General features: G+C 73.2%; 5 protein-coding genes and 1 pseudogene. 3 read left to right on the top strand and 3 right to left on the bottom strand.

All coding sequences use genetic code 11. The features are described from left to right. Positions 1-159 precede the first annotated feature (159 nt). Entirely contained in the window at positions 160-753 is a 594-nt protein-coding gene (locus AB8Z75_RS31000; RefSeq protein ID WP_369207827.1) for a histidine phosphatase family protein, read from the top strand. Between the two features lie 52 nt (positions 754-805). Here the strand turns inward: AB8Z75_RS31000 and AB8Z75_RS30995 are convergent, their stop codons facing one another. After that, positions 806-2,263, bottom strand: a complete 1,458-nt coding sequence (locus AB8Z75_RS30995; protein ID WP_369207825.1) for a tetratricopeptide repeat protein — start codon at positions 2,261-2,263, stop codon at positions 806-808. Between the two features lie 92 nt (positions 2,264-2,355). Here AB8Z75_RS30995 and AB8Z75_RS30990 point away from each other — a divergent pair, with 92 nt between their 5' ends. Beyond that, positions 2,356-2,835: a hypothetical protein gene (locus AB8Z75_RS30990; RefSeq protein ID WP_369207829.1), complete on the top strand. Its 480-nt coding sequence runs from the start codon at positions 2,356-2,358 to the stop codon at positions 2,833-2,835. A 261-nt stretch (positions 2,836-3,096) separates the two neighbouring features. Here the strand turns inward: AB8Z75_RS30990 and AB8Z75_RS30985 are convergent, their stop codons facing one another. Next, entirely contained in the window at positions 3,097-3,522 is a 426-nt protein-coding gene (locus tag AB8Z75_RS30985) for a hypothetical protein (protein ID WP_369207823.1), read from the bottom strand. A 384-nt stretch (positions 3,523-3,906) separates the two neighbouring features. Here AB8Z75_RS30985 and AB8Z75_RS30980 point away from each other — a divergent pair, with 384 nt between their 5' ends. Continuing rightward, positions 3,907-4,764, top strand: coding sequence for a spermidine synthase (locus AB8Z75_RS30980; protein ID WP_369207821.1), 858 nt, complete (start codon positions 3,907-3,909; stop codon positions 4,762-4,764). A 40-nt stretch (positions 4,765-4,804) separates the two neighbouring features. Here AB8Z75_RS30980 and AB8Z75_RS30975 read toward each other — a convergent pair. Then, positions 4,805-5,150: pseudogene (locus tag AB8Z75_RS30975) on the bottom strand (hypothetical protein); the annotation flags it as partial.

Here is a 5,150-nt window from a genome sequence, read left to right as displayed (position 1 = left end):
CTTCCCTTCCGTCCCCTCCCCGCCGGGCGGCCGGGCGGGGCGCTGCGCGAAGATGGAAGAGGCGCGGTTTCCGGACCCCCGGCCAGCCGCCGCCTTCCGGGCGCCCGGTCACTTTCCGGGCGGTCGGACGCTCCAGCACGTCACGTCCGAGAGGTTCCCATGGCAGCGCGTATCCTCCTCGTCCGGCACGGTCAGACCGAGTGGTCGACGACCGGGCAGCACACCGGCAGGACGGACATACCGCTGCTGGACGAGGGGCGCCGCATGGCCAAGCTGCTGGGCGAGCGGCTGCACCGCGCTCCCTGGAACGGGCTGCCCGGCGTCGAGGTGCGGACCAGCCCGCTCTCCCGGGCCAGTGAGACCTGCACGCTGGCGGGCTTCGACGGCGCCCGCGGCTGGGACGCGCTGATGGAGTGGGACTACGGCGACTACGAGGGCCTCACCTCCGAGCAGATCCGCGAGCGCGCGGGGGAGGACTGGTTCATCTGGCGGGACGGCGTCACCGGCGGCGAGACCCTGGCCGAGGTGGGCGAGCGCGCCGACGAGGTGGTGAGCTGGGCCCGTTCGGCCGACCGCGACGTGCTGGTCTTCGCGCACGGCCACATCCTGCGCGTCCTGGGCGCCCGCTGGCTGGGCTACGCCCCTTCCTTCGCGGCCCGTCTCAAGCTGGACCCCGCCTCCCTGTCGATTCTCGGCTGGGCCTACGGCGACCCCGCCGTCGAGCGCTGGAACGACACGGGCCACCTCGACTGACCCCTGAGGCCGCTGGCTGTGGCGGTGACAGGGGACGCGGGGCGACCGCCGTTCAGGCCGTCGCCGCCGCCTGGCGGCTGAGGAAGTCCGCGACGGCCGGCTCGGCGCGGAACGCACGCAGCCGGTCGGCTGCCGCCTGGAGCATCGCGCTGATCCTGGTGGACTGGACGGGCCCGAGGAAGTCCAGCGCCCGCGATCCGGCCGCCGCCGCCTCCTCCGCCTCGCCGCGCGCGGCCAGGTCGCCGGCCAACTCCGCGGTGAACAGCGCGCGGTTGCGGGTGAAGTGGGGTTTCTGCAGGCGTACGGCCTGCTGGGCGTGGTCCGCCGCCCGCTCCCACACCCCCAGGGCCGACCAGCACTGCGCCTCCAGGCCCTCCAGTTCCGCCTCACCGAAGAAGCTCATCCACTCGGGGTCGTCGTCGCGGACGCCCCGTGCGAACAGGCGTTGGGCCCGTACGAGTGCCTGCCGGCAGCCGGATGTGTCGCCCAGGCCCGCCCAGCCGCCGGCCTCGCGCAGCGCGAGCAGCGACAGCAGGTGGGGGGAGCCCAGGCTCTTGGCCGCCTGCTGGCCCGCCTGCGCGGCGCGTACCGCCTCGCGGGGGCGGCCCGCGTCGCGGGCGAGGAAGGCCGTGTTGCAGAAGGCGTGTGCCTCCAGTGCGGCGTCCGAGGCGACGCGTGCGGTGGCCAGTGCCTCCGCGTAGTGGGAGCGGGCGTCGGCGTAGCGTCCTGAGTCGTGGGCCAGCCAGCCGACGGAGAGGGCGAGTTCGCCCGCGCCCGCGTGCAGCCGGTCGGCGACCGACTGGCTGCGGGTCCCCGCGTCCAGCAGGTCGTAGGCGGTGCGCAGAGGTCCTGCGGCCCGGTGGTAGAGGCCGGCGCCGCCGTGCCGGTCGTCCAGCAGCCGGATGTGCCGTACGGCCTCCTCGACGGCGCCCGCTTCGGCTTCCCCGGCGTACGCGGTGGTGGTGGGGCGGTCCGCGGACCAGGCGTGGGGCGCGCCGCCGCCGAGGGAGGCGGCGGCGAGGGCGGCGGGTCCGCCCGTCATGAAAGCGCGACGTAGCACGTCGCTCTCCTCGTCGTACTCGGGACAGTTGGGGAATGCGATGAGACCGGAGCTGTCGGGATGGTCGGTGTGCAGCGGGAGTTGGCCGTGGGCGAGGTCGGCCCAGCGCGCGGTGGACCGGTGGGGCGCATCTCCTGCGGTGTGCGCCCCACGAGCGCGCGCCGCGCGACCGCGTACGGACTCCCGGGGTGCGAAGCCCATGTCCGCCAGCGAAGTGCCGGGGAACATGTGCAGGAACACCCGCTCGTAGGCGTAGTTGGGGCACCTGATCTCACCCGACTCGACGCGGCCGATGTACCGCGCGTCGCACGAGACCTGTTCGCCGATCTCGCGTGCCGAACGGCGCACGTTCGCCGCGAACTCTCCGGGGGAGAGGTGCCCCCTCAGCGCCCTGAACGCGGTGTTGGGAGTGTGCTGCGGTCGGGGTGACGTTGAGGGTGACGACGCCATGGCGGAAACGTACCGGCTGTGACGGGTCCGACACCGAGGGTTTGGCTACAAACGGGATATCTCACCCTGCTTCTGCCATGAAGTGCCATCCAATGCGCTGGTTCGCCGCCGTAGCCGTTGACGAAAACAGCCGTTGGACCATGCACAGCGACCGCGAGGAGGGGTCTGAGTTGTCGGACAGTGGCGAAGGCAGCCGCACTACTGGCGCCGGACCGGTACCCGAACCCTGCGACCTGGTGACCGTTCCCGCGCGGCACGGACTGGAGGCGGCGGACATCCTCAGGCTCCGGGACGGGGTCGGCCCCGTGCTGCACGACCGCGCCGGGGACACCCTCGGGTTTCTCGTTCCGCCGGGGACGGCGGACTGCTGGGATCTGCCGGGAAGCGCCTGCACGCAGACGTATGTGCGAGAGGCCCGCGCCGTGGCGAGCTCGGCGGGGGAACCGCCCGTGGCCGGCACGGGGTGGCTGGTGCCGCCCTCCGTGGCGTACGCGCACGCGACCGAGCCCGCGGAGCTGCGGGCGGCGCTGGGCGAGGCCGCCCGCACGATCGAGGCCGCGAGCCGGTTCTGACGGTGGCTCGCGGCGCGGTGTTCGCAGGGTGCTGAGAGCGCGGTGCTCGTGGAGCGTCGAGAGTGCGGTACTCGCGGGGCGCTGAGGGCGCGGTGCTCGTGGAGCGTTGAGGGTGCGGTGCTCGCGGGGCGCTGAAAGCGCGGTGCTCGTGGAGTCCTGCGAATGCGGTCTTCGTGGAGTGCTGAGGGCGCCGCCGTGCCACCGTCGCCTTCGCGTGGTCCCGGTGGGCCGCGCGGAGCCCTCAGCCGAGGTTGCCGGCCGTCAGCGGCCGTAGGCTCCGCCCCGCAGTGCGCGGGTGCCGCCGGGGCAGGCCATGGTCACGCGCTTGGATCCGGAGAGCACCGGGGTGACGTACCGGACCCTGTTCGAGCAGTCGACGAACACGCGGTAGGCGTTGCCCGAGCAGGAGATGGCGAAGTACCGCCCCGAGATGCCGGCGTTCCAGCAGCGCAGCGACGCGGCCTTCGACGGGGCGGCGGCGCCGTAGCGGCCCGACTTGTGCGCGACGCCCTTCGTCGTGCGGCCCGAGCGGGAGTCCTTGGCCGTGAAGTGGGCGTCCGCCGCCACCTGCGCGGTCTGCGGTGCGGCCGGCGCGGACGCCGTCGCGGCGGGGGCCATCGCCCCACCGACTCCGAGCGCCAGCAGCGCGCTCGTACCCAGCACAGCCAGTGAATTACGAACCGTCATTCGCGTGTTCCATTTCTTTGTGTCGCGCGGCCGGCATGGCCGTTCACCCGATTTTCGAGCGACAGGAAAAGAATCGTCGCGAAAGAATGGGGGAATCAATAATTCCTCGCTCTTAATATGATATTTGTGCTGGTCGGCGCAGTGGCGTCGCCCCTTGCGGCACGTCAGGAGAAACGATTCGGCACGTCCGTCGAGAGTCCGAGGGAATCACGCATGTGGGTGACTGCCCTGGCCATGGCTCCACGCATTACCCGTCGGCGGAGGGAGCCGTTTTTCGCCACACAAATCACACGGCCCGATATCCGGCGGCTCCTGAGGGCCCACCGCGTCGGGCGCGCAGTGGGCGGGCGGATACCGGTGGAGCCCGTCGCGGATACTGGGGGCATGGCACGCGGTGAGAAACGACGGGGACGGGACGCCGTCGTCGCGGAAGTCGACGGCGGCACCGCCTCACTGGTGCCCGATCCGGACCGCCCCCGCGCCTGGTCCCTGCTGCTGCACGACGCACCCCAGTCGCACGTCGACCTCGACGACCCCACCCACCTCGGCTTCGAGTACCAGCGCAGGCTCGGCCACATCGTCGACCTCCTCGCCCCGCGGGCGCGCCCCGTGCACGCCCTGCACCTGGGCGGCGGCGCGCTCACGCTGGCCCGCTACCTCGCCGCCACCCGCCCCCGCTCCACCCAGCAGGTGATCGAGGTGGACCCGGCCTTGACCCGGCTGGTCCGCTCCCACCTGCCCCTGGCGAAGGACTGGCGGATCCGGGTACGCGGCGGCGACGCGCGCGAGGGGCTGGCCAAGCTGCCGCCCGGGTGGGCCGACCTCGTCATCGCCGACGTCTTCAGCGGCGCCCGCACCCCCGCCCACCTCACCAGCGCCGAGTTCCTGCACGAGGTGCGGCGCGTGCTGCGGCCCGGCGGCTGGTACGCGGCGAACATCGCAGACGGCGCGCCACTGGCCCACCTGCGTGCCCAGATCGCGACCTGCGCCGCCGCCTTCGACCAGCGGTGTGTGCTCGCCGACCCGGCGGTGCTGCGCGGGCGCCGGTTCGGCAACAGCGTGCTGCTGGCCGCCGACGGTCCGCTGCCCGTCGCCGAGCTGACCCGGCGCACGGCGGGCGATCCCCATCCGGGGCGGGTGGAGGCGGGCCGCTCGCTGGACGCCTTCACCGGCGGGGCGCGGGCGGTCACCGACGCCACGGCGAAGGCGTCTCCAGCGCCGCCCGAGGGCACGTTCGGCTGAGACCTGCGGCAGTGGGACGGCCGCTCCAGCACTCCGCTGGTCAGCCGTCGAACGTCTCGATGCGCGGGCGGGCGTCGTCCCAGCGGCAGAAGACCGACGAGGACGCCGCGCCGGAGGTGAACGTCACCCTGATGTAGCCCTGGTTGTGCCACACCTTCATCTCCCAGCCGGGATCGGGTGTCGCGGACACCAGCGTGGCGGAGTCGGCGCCCATCTCGAAGACGGCTCTGCCGCCGCGTACGGTCGCACCCTTGACCTGCCCGGTGGTGCCCTGCCCCGCTTCCGGCCCCGACGAGGTCGGCCGGGGTTCGGTGGACGGGGACCGCTGCGGTGTCCGGCGGGGCTCTCCCGAGGGTCCTGAGGGTGCGGGGGACGCGGACGGGGAG

Source organism: Streptomyces sp. PU-14G, from assembly GCF_041028275.1.
Lineage (GTDB): Bacteria > Actinomycetota > Actinomycetes > Streptomycetales > Streptomycetaceae > Streptomyces.
This window is presented reverse-complemented; position numbering and strand designations above follow the sequence as displayed.